Source organism: Floridaenema aerugineum BLCC-F46 (assembly GCF_041929345.1).
Lineage (GTDB): Bacteria > Cyanobacteriota > Cyanobacteriia > Cyanobacteriales > Aerosakkonemataceae > Floridanema > Floridanema aerugineum.
Genome location: NZ_JBHFNQ010000258.1, coordinates 1 through 21,417 on the forward strand (window position 1 = coordinate 1; position 21,417 = coordinate 21,417).

The 21,417-nt window shown below is 40.8% G+C and carries 17 protein-coding genes, 1 tRNA gene and 1 pseudogene; 7 read left to right on the forward strand and 12 right to left on the reverse strand.

Annotated features, from left to right (window positions below; translation table 11 throughout):
- Positions 1-519: 519 nt before the first annotated feature.
- On the forward strand, positions 520-2,097 hold the full coding sequence (locus tag ACE1CC_RS35255; protein ID WP_413275101.1) for a S8 family peptidase: 1,578 nt from the start codon (positions 520-522) through the stop codon (positions 2,095-2,097).
- Positions 2,098-2,241: 144 nt separating this feature from the next.
- Here ACE1CC_RS35255 and ACE1CC_RS35260 read toward each other — a convergent pair whose 3' ends face one another.
- Together ACE1CC_RS35260 and ACE1CC_RS35265 are read right to left on the reverse strand one after the other, a co-directional pair.
- On the reverse strand, positions 2,242-2,436 hold the full coding sequence (locus tag ACE1CC_RS35260; protein ID WP_413275102.1) for an RNA-binding S4 domain-containing protein: 195 nt from the start codon (positions 2,434-2,436) through the stop codon (positions 2,242-2,244).
- Positions 2,437-2,448: 12 nt separating this feature from the next.
- On the reverse strand, positions 2,449-2,643 hold the full coding sequence (locus ACE1CC_RS35265) for a hypothetical protein (protein WP_413275103.1): 195 nt from the start codon (positions 2,641-2,643) through the stop codon (positions 2,449-2,451).
- Between the two features lie 341 nt (positions 2,644-2,984).
- On the opposite strand from ACE1CC_RS35265, the gene ACE1CC_RS35270 reads away from it, so the two are divergent.
- On the forward strand, positions 2,985-3,554 hold the full coding sequence (locus ACE1CC_RS35270; RefSeq protein WP_413275104.1) for a transposase: 570 nt from the start codon (positions 2,985-2,987) through the stop codon (positions 3,552-3,554).
- An 84-nt stretch (positions 3,555-3,638) separates the two neighbouring features.
- Here the strand turns inward: ACE1CC_RS35270 and bchE are convergent, their stop codons facing one another.
- The 4 genes from bchE to cobM form a co-directional block, all read right to left on the reverse strand.
- Positions 3,639-5,681: a magnesium-protoporphyrin IX monomethyl ester anaerobic oxidative cyclase gene (gene bchE, locus ACE1CC_RS35275; RefSeq protein ID WP_413275105.1), complete on the reverse strand. Its 2,043-nt coding sequence runs from the start codon at positions 5,679-5,681 to the stop codon at positions 3,639-3,641.
- Positions 5,682-5,961: 280 nt separating this feature from the next.
- Positions 5,962-7,359 (reverse strand): oxygen-independent coproporphyrinogen III oxidase, encoded by a 1,398-nt coding sequence (gene hemN / locus ACE1CC_RS35280; protein ID WP_413275106.1) that lies wholly within the window; start codon positions 7,357-7,359, stop codon positions 5,962-5,964.
- A 321-nt stretch (positions 7,360-7,680) separates the two neighbouring features.
- A complete protein-coding gene (locus tag ACE1CC_RS35285; protein WP_413275107.1) occupies positions 7,681-7,890 on the reverse strand; it encodes an alpha/beta fold hydrolase in 210 nt (69 codons plus the stop codon).
- A 193-nt stretch (positions 7,891-8,083) separates the two neighbouring features.
- Positions 8,084-8,935, reverse strand: a complete 852-nt coding sequence (gene cobM, locus ACE1CC_RS35290) for a precorrin-4 C(11)-methyltransferase (protein ID WP_413275108.1) — start codon at positions 8,933-8,935, stop codon at positions 8,084-8,086.
- A 516-nt stretch (positions 8,936-9,451) separates the two neighbouring features.
- Here cobM and ACE1CC_RS35295 point away from each other — a divergent pair.
- Positions 9,452-11,158, forward strand: coding sequence for a vanadium-dependent haloperoxidase (locus ACE1CC_RS35295; RefSeq protein ID WP_413275109.1), 1,707 nt, complete (start codon positions 9,452-9,454; stop codon positions 11,156-11,158).
- A gap of 94 nt (positions 11,159-11,252) precedes the next feature.
- Here the strand turns inward: ACE1CC_RS35295 and cysS are convergent, their stop codons facing one another.
- Positions 11,253-12,737, reverse strand: a complete 1,485-nt coding sequence (gene cysS / locus ACE1CC_RS35300) for a cysteine--tRNA ligase (RefSeq protein ID WP_413275110.1) — start codon at positions 12,735-12,737, stop codon at positions 11,253-11,255.
- A 133-nt stretch (positions 12,738-12,870) separates the two neighbouring features.
- On the opposite strand from cysS, the gene ACE1CC_RS35305 reads away from it, so the two are divergent.
- Positions 12,871-14,022, forward strand: a complete 1,152-nt coding sequence (locus ACE1CC_RS35305; RefSeq protein ID WP_413275128.1) for a CobW family GTP-binding protein — start codon at positions 12,871-12,873, stop codon at positions 14,020-14,022.
- A 46-nt stretch (positions 14,023-14,068) separates the two neighbouring features.
- Here ACE1CC_RS35305 and ACE1CC_RS35310 read toward each other — a convergent pair whose 3' ends face one another.
- Positions 14,069-16,405 (reverse strand): sensor histidine kinase, encoded by a 2,337-nt coding sequence (locus ACE1CC_RS35310; RefSeq protein ID WP_413275129.1) that lies wholly within the window; start codon positions 16,403-16,405, stop codon positions 14,069-14,071.
- Positions 16,379-16,789 (reverse strand): annotated as a pseudogene (locus ACE1CC_RS35315) (PAS domain S-box protein); the annotation flags it as partial. The gene ACE1CC_RS35310 and the pseudogene ACE1CC_RS35315, both read right to left, overlap by 27 nt.
- A 92-nt stretch (positions 16,790-16,881) precedes the next feature.
- Here ACE1CC_RS35315 and dtd point away from each other — a divergent pair.
- Positions 16,882-17,334: a D-aminoacyl-tRNA deacylase gene (dtd, locus tag ACE1CC_RS35320; protein WP_413275111.1), complete on the forward strand. Its 453-nt coding sequence runs from the start codon at positions 16,882-16,884 to the stop codon at positions 17,332-17,334.
- A 332-nt stretch (positions 17,335-17,666) separates the two neighbouring features.
- Here dtd and ACE1CC_RS35325 read toward each other — a convergent pair.
- A tRNA-Asp gene (locus ACE1CC_RS35325) sits at positions 17,667-17,740 on the reverse strand.
- Positions 17,741-17,851: 111 nt separating this feature from the next.
- Here ACE1CC_RS35325 and ACE1CC_RS35330 point away from each other — a divergent pair.
- Positions 17,852-18,346, forward strand: a complete 495-nt coding sequence (locus ACE1CC_RS35330) for a GNAT family N-acetyltransferase (RefSeq protein ID WP_413275112.1) — start codon at positions 17,852-17,854, stop codon at positions 18,344-18,346.
- A gap of 178 nt (positions 18,347-18,524) precedes the next feature.
- Here ACE1CC_RS35330 and arsS read toward each other — a convergent pair whose 3' ends face one another.
- Both arsS and arsM read right to left on the reverse strand, forming a co-directional pair.
- Entirely contained in the window at positions 18,525-19,532 is a 1,008-nt protein-coding gene (arsS, locus tag ACE1CC_RS35335) for an arsenosugar biosynthesis radical SAM (seleno)protein ArsS (RefSeq protein ID WP_413275113.1), read from the reverse strand.
- A gap of 134 nt (positions 19,533-19,666) precedes the next feature.
- Positions 19,667-20,635 (reverse strand): arsenosugar biosynthesis arsenite methyltransferase ArsM, encoded by a 969-nt coding sequence (gene arsM / locus ACE1CC_RS35340; RefSeq protein ID WP_413275114.1) that lies wholly within the window; start codon positions 20,633-20,635, stop codon positions 19,667-19,669.
- 130 nt (positions 20,636-20,765) lie between these two features.
- Between arsM and ACE1CC_RS35345 the strand changes: the two genes are divergently transcribed.
- The gene (locus tag ACE1CC_RS35345) at positions 20,766-21,245 is read left to right on the forward strand and encodes a hypothetical protein (RefSeq protein ID WP_413275115.1); all 480 of its coding nucleotides are present in this window, start codon (positions 20,766-20,768) and stop codon (positions 21,243-21,245) included.
- Positions 21,246-21,417: the final 172 nt, after the last annotated feature.

A 21,417-nucleotide genomic window follows, 5' to 3' on the forward strand; every position in this document is an offset into this window, starting at 1 on the left:
AATTATTAGGCTCTCCCGGATTTATGGTGATAACAAAATCTTATTTAAATGTAGGGTGTGTTAGGCACGGGCGATAAATTCAGCATTTCAACCCATAAATAAGTTCCCGTGCCTAACGCACCGTTTCCCTAGTTTGTAACAATAATGAACATTTTTCCCCATTAACCCGAAATAGCCAATTATTATTCATAGTCTTAGCAAAAAATCATAAAGTATAGCAGAATACGTTAATTGTAATTAAATTTATTCACAAAATAAAAGCTGTGCATTGACGAAATAAAAAAATTTGTTAATAATTGCTTAAGCGCGATCGAGTCTCAATGTTTTGGTAATTAGAACGACGATCGCATTTCATTTTGTGGTGTGACACAGCAACAGCTACATAAGTTTTGACTGCATAAAAAATATTAATAGTAGATTTGGAAGAGCAAACTGCATAAGTAACATTCCTTCAGACATATTAGAGATTAAGTCAAGATTTACAACTTGCTTTTTAGTCAATTCTTGAGGGAATCATCTATGTCTACTTCCACTGCGCTAAATAGTCTATTTAACGCTGATTTTTATCGATTTCAGAATCCCGATTTAGCTAGCTTGAACAATCAACAAGCTTTTGCACACTGGAGAAATGCTGGCATAGCAGAGGGGCGATCGTTTTCACCCTTCATCGACTTAAATTTTTATCGCTCTAGTAACCGCGATCTAAGAAACTTAGGAAATCCCGAACTTTTCAACCATTTGGCTAATTTGGGTTTGTCAGAAGGGCGGAGATTTTCACCCTTTGTAGACCTAAAATTCTACGAAGATAGTAACCCTGACTTAGCCAGATTAAACTTTAGTAAACCGAAACTTTTAGAACACTTCGCTACTTTTGGTTTGAATGAACGACGAGCTTTTTCTAGATTTATCGACCTCAAATTTTATCAAGCGAGTAATGGCGATTTAGCTACTTTAAATAATCGCCAGTTATTTGACCATTTATACCAGTCTGGTATCAATGAAGGACGCATATTTTCCCCCTTTGTTGACCTCAATTTTTATAAGTCTAGCAATCGTGATTTAGCCTCTTTAAGTAACCGTCAGTTATGGGAACATTTGTTAGTTAATGGTTTGGCTGAAAGACGTAAATATTCCCCATTTTCTTTTAATACTACATTCGGATATGGTCTATTAAATGCCGCCGCCGCCGTCGCTAAAGCAACTGGACAAAGCACTTTTCCAGATGTTGCCAATTTAGGTGGTGATAATTGGGGATTGGATGCGATCAAAGCTCCAGAAGTTTGGCAAAAAGGTTACACTGGACAGGGAATTGTCGTGGCAGTTATAGACACTGGAGTTGACTACTTCCACCCTGACCTAGATAACAATATTTGGGTTAATGTAGATGAAATTGCGGGAAACGGAATTGATGACGATCGCAATGGTTATATTGATGATATTCGCGGTTGGGATTTTGTCTTTGACGATAACCTTCCCATAGATTTAGATGGACACGGTACTCATGTAGCAGGAATAATTGCCGCAGAAAATAACGATTTTGGTGCAACAGGAGTAGCTTTTAATGCCAAAATTATGCCAGTAAACGTATTCGATACAGTGTTAAATGGGGGAGCTTTTGATGAAGATATTGCGGCGGGAATTCGTTATGCTGCTGATAACGGGGCAAATATAATCAACTTAAGCTTGGGTGGTTCTTCGTCTTTTCCCAAAACAGCAGAAGCTATTAAATATGCTGTGGAAAAAGGTGTTGTTGTTGTTTCAGCAGCCGGAAATAATAATGGTTTTGCCACTACTTATCCCGGTCGTTATGCTACTCATTTTGGCATTACTGTTGGCGCAGTCGATCGCAATAATATTATCGCTAATTTTTCTAACGATGCTGGTAGTTTACCGATCGATTATGTAGTTGCACCAGGAGTAGATGTTTATTCCACATCTGATTTTGACCGATATGAAACTAAAACTGGGACATCAATGGCTGCTCCTCATGTAGCGGGAACTGCTGCTTTGATTTTAAGTGCCAATCCCAATCTATCACCTACTTTGCTAGAAAATATCTTGACTACAACAGCTAATCCAGCAGGGCTATTTGCCTAACTCTCAACTGATATCCAACCAAGATCCCCGACAACTTCTGCTTGAGTCGGGGAAGTTAATTTTGATTTGAAATCTCATCAATTAGTTTCCCCAATCCCCAGTCCCTAAAAATAAGGTTTTCCACCACAAGTACGAGAGAGCAAATTATAACTCGACGGTAAAACTTTGACCTGCTACGGTGACGCGATCGCCCTTCACTAATTGTCGTCCACGTCGCGTTTCTGGGCTACCATTTACTTTTACTTCACCTGATTGAATCATCAACTTTGCTTGTCCCCCAGTTGACGCGATTCCCTTTAACTTTAAAAATTGATCGAGCTTTATTGTTTGATTTGTCATGGCTTACTTGTGTTAACTTCCTGTACCAATCCACTCTAATCCAGCTTTTAACGCCGCTTCTGGTGAAAAGTAAATTTTATTCAATCCAAACACTTCTCCACCGGGACTGAGAATGCGAAACTGCCATGCTTCGGTAGATGCGTTATAGAACACGGCTAAAGTAAACTGGCGAATGGCAACAACTGAGTCAATTTTAGTAGCACTCATAGTTGGGGATTGATAAACTAGGTTCCTTTCTCGCTAATTTAGCTCAATGTTCTTCAGGAAAAACAGGCTGTCTCTTATTTATTGTGATAAGTAAACCTGATTAATTCGTGAAATGATTGATTTCCAAGAAATCCCAGTCGTAGGGGCAATTCATGAATTGCCCCTACCCCAGTTCCCAAAACTAGGGTTTTCGATTACAAGTGCGATCGTACTATGCCGTTGGCTGTGCTAGGGATAATTCATGAATTACCCCTACCGTAGGGTAATATTGTAGGGGTAATTCATGAATTACCCCTACAATATTACCCTACAAAGATGACAACAACAAGCTGATAAAAATTATGTCAAAATCCATTACACGGAATCGCCGTTCTGTTAGATTACATGGTTATGATTATTCTGCTGATGGGGCTTATTTTGTGACAATTTGCGTGCGGAATCGTGAATGCTTGTTAGGAGAAATTCAGAATGGACAGTTGATTTTAAATCAGTATGGTGAAATCGTCAGAGATGTTTGGGAAGATTTGCCCAATCAAGTGCCAGATATTTATTTAGATGAATATGTAATAATGCCAAATCATTTTCATGCAATTCTACTACTTGAGAAATCCGAAGATTCAGCAGAGTTTTATGAAGCATTAGATGTTTATGATGAAAAAGATCGGAGAAAAATGCTCTTACCGAAAGTGGTAGGGCGATTTAAAATGTTAGCAGCTAAGGCTATTAATCAAATTAGGGAAAATGAAGGAGCATTTTGGCAGCGCAATTATTATGAACATATTATTCGTAGTGAGGAAGATTGTCAGAAGATCCGTGAATATATTGTTAATAATCCAATGCAGTGGGAATTAGATGAAAATCATCCATCTCAGATGAAAATTAAAGATATTAATCGTAAATCACGCACCTAACCTAGCAACCATCGTAGGGGAAAATAATGTAGGGGTAATTCATGAATTACCCCTACATTATTTTCCTCTACAACAAAACCCTTTTTAGACCGACAATTCTATTCTAAGATGAGCAAGTGTTGGGTCTTGATATTTCCCTTTTTTGTGCATGATTCGCACCGCTTCTGCTAATTTTTCCATGTTTCCATCTTTGGCACAAAATCCATCTGCACAAAACGCATCGTTTCCAGTAGCTAAAGTATCTAGAATTGATGGTTGTTCAGGGTTTACCAACACCAGAATTTTTGATGGAATAACGTAAGAATTGGCTTGAACTTTACGCGCATTGCGAATAAACTTCTTTAAATCCATATCAGGTAAAGTGCTATCTACAACCGCTACATCTACATCGATCGATTCCAATAGCACTAACCCTGTTTCTGCATTTGTCGCTTCACTAGCAACTTCTATCCCATCTTGCGCCCGCAAATTAACCCGCAAATTAATCCGAGTTTGTTCATCATCTTCAATAACAGCAACTTGAATCATTTCATGCTGTTGTTTAGCTTTGGTATAGCTACTACCTTCTGATACCTCATTGGGTGCGCCACAAGCTGAAATTGTTCCTAAAGAGTCAATATCTGCTAATCTTTCCTGTTTCAATTGTGCCATTTGTTCGGCACTCAAAATCTTAGATTCATCGAAACCAAATTCAATTTCTGTTTGTAAACCTTTTTGTTTGACGCGGCTCAAATTATAGAATCGTTTGTTAAGTGTTGTCTTCACAAAAGCCCACAAACAGCCGAGTAAATAACGCCGCTTAAACGAATCTTTTTCAAACCAATATTCTAGAAACTTCCAAGAATAAAAACGGGCATAATTGCGAAGTACCCCTTTGAGCACTTCTTCCCTAGTCATGTTATCTGGTTTAATGATTGGCGTGACAAAGTTGTAATGAGAATAATCGCGGATTTCAACTTTATCAGCTAAGTCTTGAAACAGTTCGGAAAAAGGCCAAGGCGTGTACATATTCCAGTTGGTCATGTCTGCTTTCCAATCTCGCGCCATCCGGTAGGTTTCTTCGATCGTTTCTGGCGTTTCGTTGGGCAATCCCATGATGAATTGTACTTCGGCTAAAATGCCGTTTTCTCGCAATAGTTGTACTGCTCTTTTATTATCTGCGATCGTAGTTTCTTTACGAAACAAATTAAGGTTTAATTGAGCCGCTGCTTCGGTTCCTAATGAAACGTGAGCTAATCCAGCTTTGCGATAAAGCGGTAGTTCTTTTTCATCTCGCAAAATATCGGTGACTCTGGTGTTAATTCCCCAATGAACGCCTAAGTTGCGATCGATCAATTCATTACACAAAGCAATAAATCGCGATTTGTTGATCGTCGGTTCTTCATCCGCCAAAATGAAAAAGCCAATTTGATATTCTTTCACCAAATATTCAATTTCATCAACGAAATGTTTGGGCGATCGCGAACGATACTTCCGCCAGAATTTCCATTGACAACAAAAGCGACACCGGAAAGGACAACCCCGCGAATAATTAGGAACAGCAACTCTAGTATTCAGAGGTGTATAAATGTAATTATCCCAGTTAAGTAAACTCCAATCAGGGGTAAGAGTATCTAAATCTTTGATTGGTGGATGGGCTGGTGTAGCAACAATTTTGCCTTCTTCCAAAAAGGCAATTCCTAATATATTGCGGCGGTCTTGTTCATCTGTACCATTAGCGATCGCACGCAATAAATTAACCGTAATTTCTTCTCCTTCACCCCGGATAATATAATCTACCCAAGGTGCTTCTGCTAATACTTCCCGATACATATAAGTCGGGTGAACGCCGCCCATAATTGTTTTCGCATTAGGGCAAATTTGTTTGACTAATTTCAGCGTACTTTGCGACTTATAAATCATCGGTGTAATTGCTGTTGCCAGAACTACATCCGGTTGGCGATCGCGAATGATGTTTCCTAATTCATCATCCTCGATATAATAAGTCATCGCATCAACAAATTCAATGTCAGTAAAGCCCGCTGTTTTTAATGCTCCACCAACATAAGGAACCCAACTTGAAGGCCAATTTCCGGCAATTTCAGCGCCTCCAGAATGGTAATTGGGTTGAATTAATAAAATCCGCATTTTTAGACCTCCAAAGAGTTAGGAAATCGGGACTGGGGACTGGGGATTAGCTTCTATCTTGCATCTGCGTTTTAGCCCGCCTGGGACTCAAGTCCCAGGCTAATAGCTCAAGTCCATTTTAATGGACTGAACGCTTTTGAATACTAAGTTTTTAGTCCTATGATAGAGGAGTTTAGCTATAAGAAAAGCGAATTGATTCGCAGGCGAATTTTGGGACTGGTGCAAGATCTGAGTTAGGGACTGGGGTAGGGGCGATTCATGAATCGCCCCTACCCCCAAATTAAACTGCTTTAGAAAAACGTCCAATTTGCTGGTTTCTTAAGTATTTATCAAAAGCTGAAGCAATGTTTCTAATCAATAATCTGCCATTTGGTGTGACTTGAATTTTATTGTGCGAAATGTGAATTAATCCGTCTGCTTCTAGCAAGCGTAAATCGTAGCGTTCTTGAGCAAAGTACTCTTCAAAATCCATGTCAAAGCTGAGATGATATTTCTCTTCAACATCATGTTTGTCAAGTTGGAATTGGCACATTAATTCCATAATGATAGTGCGACGGATAATGTCATCTTTAGTCAGCCTAACACCTCGTTCAATGGGAAATTCTCGATTATCAATTGCTTGATAATACCTTTTCAAACGCTTGTGATTTTGCACATAAACATCTTGCAGCATACTAATAGATGTCATGCCAAAACTTAGTAAATCTGATTCTGGTTTGGTAGTGTATCCTTGGAAGTTCCGGTGTAGTTCTCCTTCTCTTTGCGCGATCGCTAATTCATCATCAGGTTTAGCAAAGTGATCCATGCCAATAAATACATAACCATTAGCGGTTAATTCTTCAATTGTCATTTGCAAAATACTCAGTTTTTCTAAAGCTAATGGCAAGGAATCTTGTGGCAACTTTTTCTGAATTGGCTTGCTCCAAGGTACATAAGCAAAATTGAAAACAGCAATGCGATCGGGATTGAGTTTCAGAGTTTTTAAAATCGTATTTTCAAAAGTCTCCAATGTTTGATAAGGCAATCCATAAATTAAATCTACATTGACACTTTCAAAACCTGCCTCTCGTATCCATTCCATTGCTTCAAACAACATTGCTTCTGTTTGGATACGATTAACTGCTTCCTGCACTCTAGGATCAAAATCTTGAATCCCAAAACTAATCCGATTAAATCCCAAATCGCGCAAATGAAAAATATAATTTCTCGCTAAAAAACGGGGATTAACTTCGATCGAAACTTCGGCTTCCGAAGCTAATTTAAAATGGTTATTAATCTTAGTCCAAAGTTTTTCAACTTGTTGAGGAGACAAATAATTAGGCGTACCACCACCCCAATGAAGTTGTTGAACTTGCCGATCGCGATCAACTAACTCCGCAATTCTTTCAATATCACGCCCAATATAATCTAAATAAGGTTCTGCTACTTCTTTACGTTGCGTAATCACCGTATTACAACCGCAAAAATAGCAGGGAGACTCACAAAAAGGAATATGACAATACAGCGACAAAGGAGTATTTTTGTAATTACCAACTGCGATCGCTGCTTTAAAATCAATTTCCTGAAAATCTTCTTTTAATTCCGTTGCAGGTGGATAACTTGTATATCTTGGTACTGAGCGATCGTACTTTCTCAGCAAATTAAAATCAAATTCCACAGCTTGCGATAGCAGTTTCATATTCTCCCCAATTCTCTAATAAGTACAATTCCCCATCAAACACTTGCCGAATAATGGTTCCAGCAAATTTTGATCTTTAATCACTCTATAGCTATGGATAAATCTGGCAACCAACAAGTTGCAAAACTTAATAGTATTGGGGACTGGGGAAGACTTGTAGGGTGCGTTAGTGAAACGTAACGCACCACCCGTGAGTTGCAAGTTGTTATCTTCAATAGACATCTCCAGAAATTAACGGTGCATTACCTGAAAACCTTGTAGAGACGTTATATATTGTAGAGACGTTATATATAACGTCTCTACAAGGTTTGTTGGAGATGTCTATTCGGTAATTGAGTCAAAGCTTTTTAAACTTAAGCAAGAATTACTAAAATCTCGAACAATGTCCGAAAATTGTTGATTGCGCTCCATCAGTGCCATCTGTCCTCGGGGAGACAATACTTGCAGTTCCCCTCGCGGCACTTTTAAACTGATATGTTTGTTTGCTTCTAGTTTGGTAGCGATATCAGACTTGCCAGCAACAACTAGCATCGGAACGTTGATTTTAGATAACGTCGCTGTTTCATCGAAAGGGACTCAGAAAGTTTTGAGTTGTAGGGGCAATTCATGAATTGCCCGTACAGAGTTTTGAGTTGTAGGGGCAATTCATGAATTGCCCGTACAGAGTTTTGAGTTGTGAATTTTTCTCACCTCTGCCCCCCTGCTCCCTTGACCCCCCTGCCCCTTATCCCCTTTGTGGTCGGAAAATATGGGAATGTTCTGGGTGATAAAGTTTCGATCGCCTCTGGCGCTGCGCTTCGCGCAATCGCACTTTCCCCACCTCACCCAACGCCGGACTAATCACATAAAGAGTAGTACGAATTAAATTTTCTTGCTGAGTTACTTCTGCCATTTGATGTAAAGGAACAACTAAAATCCTTTCATCGGGCCAACCTAAACGAAAACAAATTGCTACTGGAGTATCAGCAGAATAATGTGCCATTAATTTAGTTTGTGCTGCTTCCACCATTCGCGCACTCAAGTAAAGACACAAACTCGCTTTATGTGCTGCTAAAGAAGCTAACTCTTCGGTTTCTGGTACAGCGGAAGCATTACCACTCATCCGAGTCAAAATAATAGTTTGAACTAATTCCGGTACAGTTAATTCAACATTGAGTTTAGCTGCCGCTAACTGAAAAGCGCTAATTCCTGGGATTATTTCAAAAGGAATATTAGCTTCTGCTAAACTTTCGATTTGTTCGTGTACAGCACCGTAAAGGCAAGGATCTCCCGAATGTAGACGCACAACAGATTTACCATTTTGCACCCGTGAAATCATCACAGGTAAAATATCTTCCAAAGTTTTGTTCGCCGTTGGGATAATTTCTGCATCAGGACGAACACCCTGTAAAATTTGCTTTGGTACTAAAGAATCAGCGAATAGGATTACATCAGCTTGCGCCAAAATTTTCTGTGCTTTCACAGTCAATAAATCAGGGTCGCCTGGGCCTGCACCGACAATGTAAACTGCTGGTGGTAGAGATGCGATCGCCTTTTCTAAGCTTATTTCAGTTTGAGACTTATCAGAAGAAATCATTCCGGATCACTAAGTATATCTAGGGAAATAGTAAGTGGTAGATGCACCCTGGTTAAGCCTTAGAGGGATTCCTCTCTAGGGCCTTTTTTGTAGATGGTAACTAATTTAGAAAATTTAGCTAATCACAAATAATCAGACCGAGAAAAACGTCCACCATTCTATGATAATGCCACAACTAATATCCAATAGAAAAAGGATGCAACAAATCGGAGATCCCCCTAAATCCCCCTTAATAAGGGGGACTTTAAAGCAAGTCTTGTTCCCCCCTTGGGAAGGGGGGCTAGGGGGGATCAAGCATCTGTAGCAAACATTTAGGTATTCCATATAAGGTAGGGAAAGCAACTAAGCTTGGTCTAACAAATGCTAGGGAATTCAGTTTTAGGCAACAGTTTAAAGTAAGAGTACCCCGTTAGGGTACTATCAAAAGTTTTGTAAATCTTCCAGAATTAAGTCGATTGTCTCTGTAAAAAGCAAAGTACTAGACAAGCTTAACTTTACAATTGAGTTGGAAAATTGATGGAAAACGCATATACTCGTCGTGCTAAAGCGCGGAAAATTCGCCAAGATGCAGCAGAAGAAGCTTTTTTGCGATCGCACCCCAAACAAATCAATAATGGTGAAGAATCAACTTATCGTAGTTCAGACAACCAGCTTAACTATATCGCCAATTTTACCAAAGGTTTACCTCGCAACACCGATCGCCCTGAATTAGGCGAGGTAGGCGAGGTAGATCCTAAAGCTTATCGAATGTTACTCAAAGCTTTAGCTAGCGGCAACCCTGACGACTTTGAAAAAATCCCTTTGGGAGGAACTCGCAAATTTACCAATCCGCAAGCAGGACTAGCTTTTGATTTAGAAGGGCCAGATTGCCACGCAGTTACCATTCCACCAGCACCTCGCATTGATAGTGCCGAAAATTCTGCGGAAATGGGGGAACTTTATTGGATGGCATTACTGCGAGATGTACATTGCAAGTATTTTGACAGCAATGATGCCTGCGGAGATAATGACGAGATTAAGCAAAAGGTTAGTCTCGCTGCGGAGTCGATGACAAAAGAGTTTTCTGATTTTCGTGGCCCTAAAGATCAAAATGGTAAAGTTACTTCTGCTACCTTGTTTCGTGGTTTTGCGCCAGGGGATTTAGTTGGCCCTTATATTTCTCAATTCCTACTTAAAGGTAATAGCGATAAAGCATTAAATTTAACGGAAAAAGATGGGTATATCCGCTTCGGGACTCAAAAAATTGACCAACGCCAAAAAACTGCTGTAGCTGGCAAAGATTACATGACAGATGAAGATTGTTGGCGGAAAGTACAAAGCGGCGTTGATACTAGCGGTCAAGATGAATTTGAGAAGAAACCTTTGTTTATTCGCAACTTGCGCGACTTAGCAACCTACGTTCATTTTGATGCTTTATATCAAGCTTATTTGAATGCTTGCCTATACTTACTTTCAGAAATGAAGGAAAAGAAAATGACAGGTATCGTTCCTTTAGAAATGAGAGGAATAGGCGGCAAAAAGTTTGAATTTCCTGTCGATCGCGGCAACCCTTATGTAGACTCAGTTAATCAAATTGGTTTTAGTACTTTTGGCGGACCACATATTCTCAGTCTGGTTACTGAAGTAGCAACCAGAGCACTAAAAGCTGTCTGGTATCAAAAGTGGTTTGTACATCGCCGACTGCGCCCGGAAGAATTTGGTGGTCGGGTACATTTTCATCTAAAAAGTGATAGAAAATTGTATCCGATGATCGATCGCGAAATCTTAGATTCCCTCCAAACTGGTTTATTGAGTAAATACTTCCCAAATAACGGTACATATTTGTTACCAATGGCATTTCCCGAAGGTTCGCCAACTCATCCCGCCTATGGTGCAGGACACGCTACAGTTGCTGGTGCTTGTGTAACCATTTTAAAAGCATGGTTTGATGAATCTTTCCCGATCGAAAATCCCCTCATTGCCAGCGATGATGGTACTTGTTTAGTTGATTATAACGGTGCAGATAAAGGTAAGTTAACAGTTGGTGGTGAGTTAAATAAACTAGCAGCTAATATTTCTATTGGTCGCAATGCTGCTGGCGTTCACTGGCGCACTGATTACACTGAATCTGTGAAATTGGGTGAAGCGATCGCGATCGGTCTTCTCCAAGAACAAAAAACATCTTACAACGAAAACTTCAACTTCTCTCTCACCAAATTTGATGGCACAACCATTAGTATTTAGTTGTCTGTTGTAACGACTTCAGTCGTACCCTTACCAAATAAAAGGACTGAAGTCCTCACAACCAACCTGTTTGTTGTAACGACTTCAGTCGTAATCAATTGCGATGCCAACGAGTACCTTCTGGGGTATCAATTAAAGTAATTCCCGCAGCTTTTAATTGGTCACGAATGCGATCGCCTTCCGCAAAATTCTTCGCCTTTCGCGCCGCCTGTCGCTGTTGAATTAAATCCTCAATTTCCGCATCACTCAACCCATCAGCTGATCGATCTGTTTCCGTTTCTGGTGTAACTTCTAAACCCAAAACATTCGCTAAACTAACTAAACTTTTCCATTGAGTTTCTAACTCTTCGGAAGAAGTTTTAGTTTTCCCTTCATGGACTAAGATATTACCTTCCTTACCCAATTCTTTCGCAATTTCAAATAAAACCGCTAAAGCAGCAGGAGAGTTGAAATCATCATCCATCGCTTCTTGAAAACGTTGTTCGTAAGGGTTGGGGTTTGAGGATGACAGGCAAGATGCCTGTCCTACGGATGCCTGTCCTACGTCCCAACCTAATTGTTTGCCGTATTCATAACCGAAAAGCAAACCTTCTTTTAAAGTATTCCAACTATTTTGAGCAGCTGCCATTGTTTCGGCGGTAAAATCGATCGGTTTCCGGTAATTTGCTTGCATGACAAACAACCTAACCGCCATTGGTTCTGGTGCATTTGGCGCATCTAATAACTGGCGAATAGTCGTAAAATTGCCCAAAGATTTCGACATCTTTTCACCATCAACATTCACCATGCCATTGTGTAACCAATAGCTAGCTAAACTCTTACCAGTTACAGCTTCCGACTGAGCAATTTCATTTTCATGATGGGGAAAAACCAAATCAGCACCACCCACATGAATATCAATAGTTTCCCCCAAGCATTGACGCACCATCGCCGAACATTCGATATGCCATCCCGGACGACCTGCACCCCAAGGCGACTCCCAAGCAGGTTCACCCGGTTTCGCCGCTTTCCACAACGCAAAATCAAAAGGGTGTTTTTTCTTCGCCGCTTCCGGGTCTTCTACTTCAACTCTACCACTCGCCCCCGCTTGCATATCTGCCAAATGGCGACCGGAAAGTTTGCCATAATCAGAAAAATTCCCCACAGTGTAATAAACATCGCCAGCAGCGGGATAAGCAAAACCTTTGTGTTCCAGTTCGTGAATTAATCGCTTAATTCCATCTAAAGTATGAGTAGCGCGGGGATATTCATCGGCTTTCATGATATTTAGCCGATCCATATCTTCAAAATAAGTTTGGATGTATTTTTCGGCTACAGCTTCCATTGATGAGCCTTCTTGCCGTGCTTTATTGAGGATTTTATCGTCAATATCCGTAAAATTCTGCACGTAGCGAACTTGGTATCCCCGCCAAAGCAAATAGCGGCGCACCATATCCCAAACAATGTAGGAACGCGCATGACCCAAATGGCAATAGTCATACACCGTCACGCCGCAGCAGTACATTTTCACCTTTCCCGGTTCCAAGGGTGTAAAGGTTTCTTTCCGACGAGTGAGGGTGTTGTAAAGCGTTAGGGTCATAACAAATTTCAAGAGAATGATAGATCGGCAATAATAGGGAAAAAGCTGTGGGATGCAAGAGAGCATCCTAAAGCTAGTGCTTCGGCACTCTGATGTTACACTCCCATTTTCCGACGTTTTTGAAACTTTGGCTATGCAAACAGCAGCTTCTTCTGATCAAGCGATCGCAATGAATGCCCCGAAACAAGGTTTACCAGTGACAATTATTACTGGTTTTCTCGGTAGTGGCAAGACTACTCTCCTCAATCACATTTTAACTAATCAACAGGGTTTAAAAACAGCAGTTCTCGTCAATGAGTTTGGCGAAGTTGGCATTGACAATGAGTTAATTATCTCCACTGGCGAAGACATGGTGGAGTTAAGTAACGGTTGTATTTGCTGCACCATTAATAATGATTTGGTTAATGCCGTTTACAAGGTTTTGGAACGGGGAGACAAGGTAGATTATTTAGTAGTAGAAACTACGGGATTGGCAGATCCTCTACCTGTAGCTTTGACTTTTCTCGGAACTGAATTGCGCGATTTTACTCGGTTAGATTCAATTATTACTGTAGTAGATGCAGCAAATTATAGTTTGGATTTGTTTAATTCCCAAGCTGCTTACAATCAAATTGCTTATGGCGATGTGATTTTATTAAACAAGGTTGATTTGGTGGATGAAGCAGATTTAGATTTGCTGGAACTAAAGATTAGGGATGTTAAACAAGGCGCAAGAATTCTGCGAACTACAAACTCACAAGTACCACTTGCTTTAATTCTCAGTGTGGGTTTATTTGAATCGGATAAATATTTTGAAACTGAGGAATCAAAGCACGACCACGAACATCATCACCACCAGGATCATGACCACGATCATGACCATTCTAATTGCGATCATGAACATGGTCATTGCACCCACGAGCATCACGATCATGACCACGATCATCACCATCATGAACACCACCATCATCACTCGGATCACTTAGAAAATGATGGTTTTACTTCGATTTCTTTTACTAGCGATCGACCTTTGTCAATTAAGAAGTTCCAATATTTCTTAGATAATCAATTGCCAGATACGGTATTTCGCGCTAAGGGAATTCTTTGGTTTGATGAAAGTCCCAGACGGCATATTTTCCACTTATGCGGTAAGCGTTTCACAATGGATGATGAAGATTGGAAAGGGGAACCAAAAAATCAATTGGTGTTGATTGGACAAAATTTAGACCATGAGACTTTGAAAGGACAACTGGAAAAATGTCTTTGTATTCCCACCACAAATCGCGGTAAAGGATTTGGGAAATAACAAGTAGGGACACGGCGTTGGGGAGATAAGGGAAAAACAAACAATGTTAATTATGCCGTGTCCCTACTTTATTAATCACTGCTACATTTTGGCTGAAAATTGCAGCCCGATCGCAAATCGGTAACTCCATCCTAAACTCTGTTCCTTGTCCGAGTCTAGAAAAACACTGCAAATCACCTAGATGATTCTTGGTGACGATTTGATAGCTAATAGCTAATCCCATTCCCGTACCTTTCCCCACAGGTTTAGTGGTAAAAAAGGGATTAAATATCTTTTCTTGAACTTGGGGACTCATCCCACAACCATTATCCTGAATGGAGATGAAAACTTGATTTTCAGAAGTGATAGAAGTGCTAATCGTAATTTGACCCAGATAATCTGATTTTTCTGTAGGTTCTAAGCTTTCTCGTTGTTGTTCGATCGCATCGATCGCATTGACTAACAAATTCATAAATACTTGATTTAATAAACCACCATAACATTCAATCAGGGGCAATTTACCATAATTTCTCTGCACATGAATTTCTGGATTTCCTGCCCGACCGTTCAACCTATTTTGTAAAATTACTAAGGTACTCTCAAGATTTTCGTGAATATCTATACCTTTGAAATCGGCTTCATCCAAACGCGAAAATGTTCGTAAAGATTTAACGATATCTCTAATGCGTGTGGCTCCATTTTTCATAGATATTAGTAACTTAGAAAAATCACTGACTACATATTCTAGGTCGATATTTTCCGTAAAATCAGAAATTGCTGGTGGCGGACTAGGATAATACTCTTGGTAAAGTTGAATTAACTCAATTAAGTTACTCGCATAATCAGTAGCGCATTGAAGATTGCCATAAATAAAATTCACGGGATTATTAATTTCATGAGCAATACCAGCTACTAATTGCCCCAAACTCGACATTTTTTCAGCTTGAATTAATTGTAGTTGTGTAGCTTGCAACTGTATAAGAGTTGTTTCTAATTCTTCAGTTTTTTGTCGCAGTTTAATTTCCGATCGTTTTACTGCTTCTGCTTCTATTCGCTCGATTTCTGCACCCGCACGAGTAGCAAAAATTCTTAAGATGACTGACTGCATGGCTATCTCCTCTGCCATCGGTTTAGTGTCTAAAACTGCCAGCAATCCCAAATGATTACCATTAGCATCAACAATGGGCACACCCGCGTAACTTTCGGCTTGTAAAGTTACTAAATCATTATTTTCAGGAAAAAGGGATTGAACGGAATTTGGATATATGCAGAGGTCATTTTGGGTGTTAACTTTCTCACAGGGAGAACCGAGCAAATGGTAAGTAAAATTATCGCCAAAGTCGTCTCCTGTCCAAAATGCTAGAGTTCTAACCAGCAATTTTTCTGAGTCAACAAATTCCGCAATAAAAGCGTAACGCACTTGTAATACTTGAGCGAGATATTGGACGCAACTTTTGAAGAATGCTTCGCCTGTTTTGGCGGCTGTCGCTTCCACAATTAAGCGGAGAGCTTGTTCTTGACGTTTGCGATCGCTAATATCAAAGTTAAGCCCAATCATTTTTTTGGCATTCCCCTGAGTATCACGTCGAACTAGACCGAATGCTTTAATAAAATGGATGCTGCCATCAGGATGAACTACACGAAACTCGGAATCGAATTCTGCTTGCCCCAACAAAGCTTGCTGGAGTAATGTTTCGGAGGCTTCTCGATCGTCAGGATGGAGCCCGCTTGCCCAAATATCATAAGCTAATCTACTATCAGAATCCTTGGTGACACCATATAGTTCGTACATCCGATCGTCCCAAACTAAGGTGTTCTCTACAATGTCCCATTCCCAGCAGCCCATTTTCCCAGACTTGAGTGCGAATGACAAACGTTCTGATATTTCCTGAAGTTCGGCTTCAGCTTGTTTGCGTTCGCTAATATCCCGAATGTAACCGTGCCAAAGGATACTGCCATCTGGTTCTAGCTGGGGTGTAGAATGACCAAATAACCATAGTATCCGCCCATCAGGTAAACAAACTCGATATTCACAATACCAAGGACTAAGTTCTGAGGCTGATTTGACAATGGATTGATGAACGCGATCGAGGTCTTCAGGATGAATAACCGTAAAAACCTTGGAGGCATCCTCCAGTAATTCTTCTGGAGAAACATTATGAATTTCTCGCACCCCCTCGCTGGCGTAGGGAAAGTGGTAAGTTCCATCAGGGCGCATCCGAAACTGATAAATCACGCCGGGAATATGTTGGGCTAATTGTTTGAGGCGATGACTCTGTGCAGCAGTAACTATGTTCCCCTGTTCAATACCTGCCTCTCGTAGTTGAGCTTGGGCTTGTGCGAGTTGGTGGGTAAGTTTCTCGACTTGTGCCTCTGCTTGTTTGCATGGTGTGATGTCTCGCATTACTAATAGATGGCAATGAGGCAAAAAGTTTGCTGTGGCTGCATATTCCACGATGCGAATCTCCCCATCAAGCATAAAGAAGCGAAACTCTCCCCGCACTTTTTCCTGTTGTTGCAGTTTTTGCCATGTTGTTTGGAAATCAAACCTGGGTTCGACAAACTCCCAAATGTACCGTCCCAGCAGTTTATCTCTCTCTGGGCCAAATAATTTACAAGCAGCGGGGTTAACATCTAGATAACGGCCTTGGTCATCTGCGATCGCCATTCCATCCAGTGCCGTCTCAAAAATTATCTGCAATTGACGATCTTTTAGAGATTCTTGGCCTGGATCTTCTTCCTGAATCGATTGATTTAAGCCAATTTCATATCTTATAGAGGATGACATTCAAGGTGAATTTTTAGTATTATTTAATATTTACATTTTGCCTCAGCCTAGCTAAAATTGCCAAGCACTTTCTTACTTATTCAATTGAGATTATGCGAGTAGTGATTCAAAGAGTTAAATCTTCTCAAGTGGAAATTGAAGGCAAAGTTGTCGGTAAAATTGGGCGAGGACTAAATTTGTTAGTGGGAATTTCCAGTAATGATACGGAAACTGAATTAGATTGGATGGTGCGAAAGTGTTTGGAATTACGCATTTTTCCTGATGGGGAAAATGGCGATCGCTTCTCGAAATCCATCCAAGAAATTAACGGAGAACTTTTGGTAATTAGTCAATTTACGCTATATGGTGATTGTCGCAAAGGTCGCCGTCCTTCTTTCGATAAGTCAGCTGCACCACAACCAGCAAAAGAGTTGTACGATCGCTTTGTCCAAAAGTTACGCGAAAGCGGACTCAAAGTAGAAACAGGCATATTTGGGGCAATGATGAATGTTTTAATAGTCAATGATGGCCCTGTAACTTTGCTACTAGAAAAGGAAAGTGCTTAAACAAATTCAGGACTCATACAGTGGTATAGTCCGCCTTCGCGGACTTGGTTTGTTTAGCCGCGACTTGAGTCGCCCATTGATTCATCAGGGATGGTGCGTTACGCTGCGCTAACACACCCTACGGTTCCTACGGTTCCCATTGATCGATCGGGGATGGTGCGTTACGCTGCGCTAACACACCCTACGGTTCCTACGGTTCCCATTGATCGATCGGGGATGGTGCGTTACGCTGCGCTAACACACCCTACGGTATTTCCCATTGATCGATCGGGGATGGTGCGTTACGCTGCGCTAACACACCCTACGGTATGGGGTATTTTAGATGTTAGGAACGGGACTGACGGGGCTCGAACCCGCAACTTCCGCCGTGACAGGGCGGTGCTCTAACCAATTGAACTACAGTCCCTGGGTGTTTTTCGTTTTTTTTCGCTGTCGTTGTCTCTTTCGACGCGATCTCTATTGTGCCAACTGTTTTAGAATTTGTCAAATGTTTTTTAGTGATTTTTTCTAAATTCCTATGAATCTACGGGATGCCATTGAGTCTGACCTGCCAATAATAGTAGAAATATACAATGCTTCAATTCCCGGAAGGATTGCGGCTGGGGATGTTCAGCCTGTGACAGTGGAAAGTCGTCTAACTTGGTTTCGGGAACACACGCCAAACAGTAGACCTGTGTGGGTGGCGGAAATAGATGGGGTAATTGTTGGCTGGCTGAGTTTCCAACCTTTTTGTTATAACCGACCTGCTTACCGATACACGGCAGAGTTGAGCATTTACATTTCGGCAAATCATCGAGGCTGTGGTGTGGGAGGACAACTGTTAAAAACTGCGATCGACAAAAGTCCGGCACTGGGGATTAAAACTTTAATCGGCTACATTTTTGCTCATAATCAGCCAAGTTTGCGCTTATTCGAGAAAATGGGTTTCCGACAATGGGGTTATCTTCCCGGTGTTGGGGAACTTGATGGCATAGAACGAGACTTGGTGATTGTAGGTTTGGGTTTAACTTAGTTGCGTTGCCTAGAACTCTCGTAGACTCAGATCTTGCAGAGTATGGAGGTAGAACCTCCCAACCCTCGTTACCAGGTTGAACCTGGTAACGAGAAATAGAGGCTCCGCTCAGGAGTCCTCTTATCTCAGTAGAGACGTTTCATGAAACGTCTCTACGAGAGTTCCGCTTTCAGCCAAATTATTTTTCGACTAAAGCACCGCCACAACTGGAACCACAACCAGCTGTACAACCATAACAATAGTTTGCTGTCTGCACTTGTGCGATTAAATCTAAACTTCCCGCTGCTAATAACTTCGCCACTGTCAAAGTTTTGCCATCGGGAGTTTTTGCTCTTAGGTTTTCCATCTGGTTAAAGTCACAGTCATAAACGTTACCCAAATAATCGATCGATAACTCATTAAGGCACATTAGATGTGCGATCGTACCAAGGTTAAAATTTGACTCCAAGAAATGTAGATAGGGACTATAAAGCTTTTGCCGTTCTAAATGTAGCTTGGTTCTGCCGATCGGTAAATTAGTAATGGTGAGTAAGCTATTAAAACAAATCTCAAAATGTTCTTGCAAGAACATTTTGTAGTCTTTTTCTAACTTGTCCTGACTCGGAGTTAACGAGAACTTCTCTGTACTAGGAATTTGCGGATTATAAACCAAGTCCAGAATTAAATGCGGCTCTCTACCATAACCCAACTTATTCAACCATTGCAGCGCTTGAATTGAAACATCATAAACACCTTTACCGCGCATTTTATCCACATTATCTTGTAAATAGCAAGGTAAAGAAGCAACAATTCTCAGTTGATGTTCAGCACAATATTCGGGAATATCGGTAAACCCTTCAACAAAATAAATCGTGAGATTAGACCTGACAATTACTTGTTTCCCTGTTTCTTTAGCCGCCGCTACCAATGGCTTAAAACCATAATTCATTTCCGGCGCACCGCCTGTTAAATCAACAATCTTGATTTGGGGAAACTTATAAATTAACTCAATTAATTGTTCACAAATTTCTGGGGAAAGTTCTTCAGTGCGTTTTGGCCCAGCTTCCACATGACAATGACTGCAAGCCAGGTTACAGCGTTTACCTAAATTAATTTGTAAAACGTTAATTTGATTTTTAGTTAATGGCGCACTTAGTTTTTTCCTAAAATTAGTCACTGCTAACCTTTCCGAACTAGACTGAAGCATTGTTATTTCCGAGAAATTGCCTGACTAAATTATAGAGTAACAAAACTTAGGTAGGGTGCGTTAGTGGTAACGTAACGCACCGTTCCACTAGGAAAGGTTTGGCTAAATTCTTTAACCTTTCCTTGCAGAAGCAATTAACAACAACCGCCGCCAGTGTAATGCCAAGTAGAATCAGTAATTAAAATTTCCTTACCCGGTAATGAACCCAACTTCCTAGCAGTTTTATCACAAACGGCTGCGGGTACACCACGTTGTAATAAATGTCCAGCCGAGTCATCAAAAAACTCTTCTGCACCAACATAAATTGCTGTTTTCCCTGTAAAAACACAAGCCCCGTCTTCAGGAATTAACACCTTGAAAGCTACCGAATCGAGACTTTCTAAAACTAACGGTTCTGGGAGATTATAACTTTGACAATCTAAAACTCGGTAGGGACGTTTGGCACGAATTTCCACTTGTCCAAATCCTACTTCAACTAAGTGTTGCGTATACTCTTCATAAGTTAACGCACCAGACAAACATATAGCTCTTAAACGTTCATCTTGCCGCAAATGTTCGGGAATTGGACTTGTAGCAATGGGGTCACTCATAATTAAGCGTCCACCAGGTTTTAAAACTCTATAAGCTTCTTGGAGAGCTTTAGTTAAATCAGCTGGTTCAAAAATGTTAAACAGACAATTTTGAGCTACTACATCTACAGAAGCATCGGCAACTGGCAGAGTAAAAGCATCACCTGGACGAATTTCAACAAAACTAACATCAAACCAGGGATTTACTTGAGCCGCAATTTCTAAATTCCGAGTTGCTGCTTGCCGCATTGCTTCTACAGGATCGACAGCAATTACTGCACCGGGACGACGACAAAAATAAGCAAATTGTAAAGCTTCTAAACCGCCACCAACACCTACATAAATTACAGTAGGTTCACCCGCTAATTCTGTGGGATGAACGGTAGTACCACAACCATAGTTCATTTCCTGCATTTGTTTAGGAATTTTTAATCCGGGAAATTGCAGGGGGCTACTTTGCACGCAACATAGACCGACTTGTGGTTGTTCTGCTACTTCAGTGTAAAATTTTGCGGTCGTTTCTAAATAGCTCATTTTTGGTCAAAAGCGAGAGAACATTTATAACTGTAGAATTTAAAACTTTAATATGGCAAATTAGTCTTGAACTTGATTGTTATTATAATTGCTTTTGCTGAGAGTTAAATCATGGGGGGAAGTTAGATTAATGAGTAAGTTTCAGAAAGCGGCGATCGTTTTGACTAGTGTAGTTTTTCCTTGGCTGGGAGTGCAGGTCAACCAAGCGGCTATCCCTGTTTCCCAATCTTTTCCAGTTGTAGCACAGAGATCGGCGCTGAATTTGATTGAGCAGGGTACGGGAACACTAAACATTGGTAGGCGCGGGACTAGACTTATTGAACGTGCGTCAGTGATAGTTCGACCAATAGGAACTGTTGATTTAGGCTTAACTTATGCAGATGGTACTGGCACACTACGGTTTGGCGGTCAGTTAATTTCCCGAACGGAAGATACTTTAACCATCGCACTGACTAACTCTGGTAATGCTGATGCTTCCGGGGAAGTTACCATTTCTTACGGCGCATTTCATTCTATCAACTCGATGTCCGGCAACGGTTTTGTGGATGGTATGCCTTTAACTTTCCAATTTAACGGGGGTTCTCAGAATAATGTGGACACTCTACCATGAATCTGTCCCACGTTGGTAGTACTCAGATCTTGCAGCAATGGAGGTAGAACCTCCTTTACCCTCGTTCCCTGGTTGAACAAATGGAACGAGAAACTCCAGGCTCCGCTCAGGAGTGCTCTTATCTTAGTAGTAGGTAGTAGGTAGTGGGTAGTCGGATTCCTGCTACCCACTA

Excerpts from the sequence above, each read along its gene's own strand:
- ACE1CC_RS35285 (WP_413275107.1), bottom strand. The coding sequence starts at position 7,890 with ATGCTAGTTGTTGCTGGCAAGTCTGATATCGCTACCAAACTAGAAGCA.
- ACE1CC_RS35270 (WP_413275104.1), top strand. The coding sequence starts at position 2,985 with ATGTCAAAATCCATTACACGGAATCGCCGTTCTGTTAGATTACATGGT.
- ACE1CC_RS35345 (WP_413275115.1), top strand. The coding sequence starts at position 20,766 with ATGAGTAAGTTTCAGAAAGCGGCGATCGTTTTGACTAGTGTAGTTTTT.
- ACE1CC_RS35260 (WP_413275102.1), bottom strand. The coding sequence starts at position 2,436 with ATGACAAATCAAACAATAAAGCTCGATCAATTTTTAAAGTTAAAGGGA.
- arsM (WP_413275114.1), bottom strand. The coding sequence starts at position 20,635 with ATGAGCTATTTAGAAACGACCGCAAAATTTTACACTGAAGTAGCAGAA.
- ACE1CC_RS35310 (WP_413275129.1), bottom strand. The coding sequence starts at position 16,405 with ATGCGAGACATCACACCATGCAAACAAGCAGAGGCACAAGTCGAGAAA.
- cobM (WP_413275108.1), bottom strand. The coding sequence starts at position 8,935 with ATGATTTCTTCTGATAAGTCTCAAACTGAAATAAGCTTAGAAAAGGCG.
- ACE1CC_RS35330 (WP_413275112.1), top strand. The coding sequence starts at position 17,852 with ATGAATCTACGGGATGCCATTGAGTCTGACCTGCCAATAATAGTAGAA.
- ACE1CC_RS35295 (WP_413275109.1), top strand. The coding sequence starts at position 9,452 with ATGGAAAACGCATATACTCGTCGTGCTAAAGCGCGGAAAATTCGCCAA.
- cysS (WP_413275110.1), bottom strand. The coding sequence starts at position 12,737 with ATGACCCTAACGCTTTACAACACCCTCACTCGTCGGAAAGAAACCTTT.
- dtd (WP_413275111.1), top strand. The coding sequence starts at position 16,882 with ATGCGAGTAGTGATTCAAAGAGTTAAATCTTCTCAAGTGGAAATTGAA.
- ACE1CC_RS35255 (WP_413275101.1), top strand. The coding sequence starts at position 520 with ATGTCTACTTCCACTGCGCTAAATAGTCTATTTAACGCTGATTTTTAT.
- ACE1CC_RS35305 (WP_413275128.1), top strand. The coding sequence starts at position 12,871 with ATGCAAACAGCAGCTTCTTCTGATCAAGCGATCGCAATGAATGCCCCG.
- arsS (WP_413275113.1), bottom strand. The coding sequence starts at position 19,532 with ATGCTTCAGTCTAGTTCGGAAAGGTTAGCAGTGACTAATTTTAGGAAA.
- ACE1CC_RS35265 (WP_413275103.1), bottom strand. The coding sequence starts at position 2,643 with ATGAGTGCTACTAAAATTGACTCAGTTGTTGCCATTCGCCAGTTTACT.
- hemN (WP_413275106.1), bottom strand. The coding sequence starts at position 7,359 with ATGAAACTGCTATCGCAAGCTGTGGAATTTGATTTTAATTTGCTGAGA.
- bchE (WP_413275105.1), bottom strand. The coding sequence starts at position 5,681 with ATGCGGATTTTATTAATTCAACCCAATTACCATTCTGGAGGCGCTGAA.